Origin of the sequence: Planktotalea sp., assembly GCF_039984035.1 — a bacterium.
GTDB lineage: Bacteria > Pseudomonadota > Alphaproteobacteria > Rhodobacterales > Rhodobacteraceae > Planktotalea.
This window is the reverse complement of the sequence record NZ_JBDWVM010000049.1, coordinates 1-1,664: the sequence shown is the minus strand read 5'-3', so window position 1 is coordinate 1,664 and position 1,664 is coordinate 1. Positions and strand designations below refer to the sequence as shown.

General features: G+C 50.7%; 1 protein-coding gene and 2 pseudogenes. 2 read left to right on the top strand and 1 reads right to left on the bottom strand.

The window, feature by feature from the left end; translation table 11 throughout:
- Positions 1-196 (bottom strand): annotated as a pseudogene (locus tag ABJQ89_RS02200) (hypothetical protein); the annotation flags it as partial.
- A gap of 493 nt (positions 197-689) precedes the next feature.
- Here ABJQ89_RS02200 and aroQ point away from each other — a divergent pair.
- Together aroQ and ABJQ89_RS02190 are read left to right on the top strand one after the other, a co-directional pair.
- A complete protein-coding gene (gene aroQ / locus ABJQ89_RS02195; protein WP_348494639.1) occupies positions 690-1,127 on the top strand; it encodes a type II 3-dehydroquinate dehydratase in 438 nt (145 codons plus the stop codon).
- A 160-nt stretch (positions 1,128-1,287) separates the two neighbouring features.
- A pseudogene (locus tag ABJQ89_RS02190) lies at positions 1,288-1,521 on the top strand (IS110 family transposase); the annotation flags it as partial.
- Between the last annotated feature and the right edge of the window lie 143 nt (positions 1,522-1,664).

Here is a 1,664-nt window from a genome sequence, read left to right as displayed (position 1 = left end):
GCTTCCTTCAGCAGATCATTCTGCATGCTCATCTCAGCATACATCTTCTTGAGACGCCGGTTCTGTTCGGCCATGTCCTTCATCTCTGTGATGAGGGAGGCGTCCACTCTCGGGACATCGCTGCGCGATACCCTGACGTGCAGTGCATACCGCCAAACTTGGCTCGCCATCGCTTTGCGGCTACACTATATTTGATTTATAATACTGATTATGTTTATTTTACATAAAGCACTCATCGCAAGCGGTGCAATTGGGTTGGCGCAAGCGCAAAGCGGTCATTTTGGTAAATTGTCAAACGCGGCGGCAAGGCTGTTCGCAAGATCATGATCAAACCCGCGCTTCATGACGACACGCCACAGACCTATCAAAACCGGCCAGTACGTCACACACTACAAGTAGATGATCTCCATTTTCCGTTTGGCGCGATCTTGAAGTTGCTAGGTTAGTTTCACAAAGCGCACAAGCCCCGCGGACTGGCGCCTATCAACTGACACATCGGGCCACTGGAAAAACTGCGTTAACCATTTCGAGATGCTACAATGTAGCCATCATCTTACAAGTGAATCCTGAATCATCGCGTATTTTGAGAAGGTCCACTCTTTTATTTTCCGGCATCACGACAATGCGTATTGCTGGACAGCCCATCACGTTAAGGACTATGCAACGGAAAACCCAGCTGAGAGCACATTATGCCTTCGATACTCATCTTGAACGGCCCCAACTTAAACCTTCTTGGGACACGGCAGCCCGACGTCTACGGAACCACGACCCTCGTAGATATCGAGAATACCTGCCGAACATGGTGCGCTAACCATGGAACCAACCTCGGCTTTTTGCAGTCAAATCACGAAGGCACGCTGATTGATGCCATTCACGCGGCACGTGGCACGCATGATGGTTTGATCCTCAATGCTGGTGCTTACACACACACATCAATTGCGCTGATGGACGCGATCGCTTCTGTTGAGCTGCCGGCGATTGAACTACATCTCAGCAACGTGCACGCACGTGAAGAATTTCGCCACACATCCTATATTTCTAGGGTCTGTGTTGGTGTGATCTGCGGCTTTGGCGCCTTCGGGTACATCTTGGCGCTAGATGCAATGACGGCACATCTTAAGGATTAGTCACGTGCGCCATATACTTATTAAAAATAGTTTTACCGATATATGCTGTAAGCGTCTGGCCTTACTGCTCTGACGCGGCATTGAGCGTGTTGATAGTATCCACCAACGATAGTGGATGGCTCCTGCTCCATCCGGTATCGGAATGCGCCATACTGCAGGTGTTCGTTTGATCCCACCATCCTATGTCAAAATTCTCGTCAAACGTGGAAAGTCCGATGCTGCTAATGCCGAAGCGACTTGTGAAGCCGTCGCGCGGCCTAACATGCGCTTTTTCAAACCAACGACGACGGGTAGGCAAGCTACGGTATCAGTCCACCGCGCACAGGACCTCATCGTCAGGCAGCGCACCCAAATCGTAAACATGGTTCGTGGTATACTCGCAGAGCTTGGTGTCAATGGACCTATCACGGTTTAGTGCCGCCCCCGGTGCTTGTTTAAGCCACCTTGCGTTCGAAAGCGGCGGTGCTTTTCCAGCCCAGTGCTGAATGGCGTCGTCTTGGATTGTAGAAGCCGTTGATGTATTCGAAGATGGCGATC

Excerpts from the sequence above, each read along its gene's own strand:
- aroQ (WP_348494639.1), top strand. The coding sequence starts at position 690 with ATGCCTTCGATACTCATCTTGAACGGCCCCAACTTAAACCTTCTTGGG.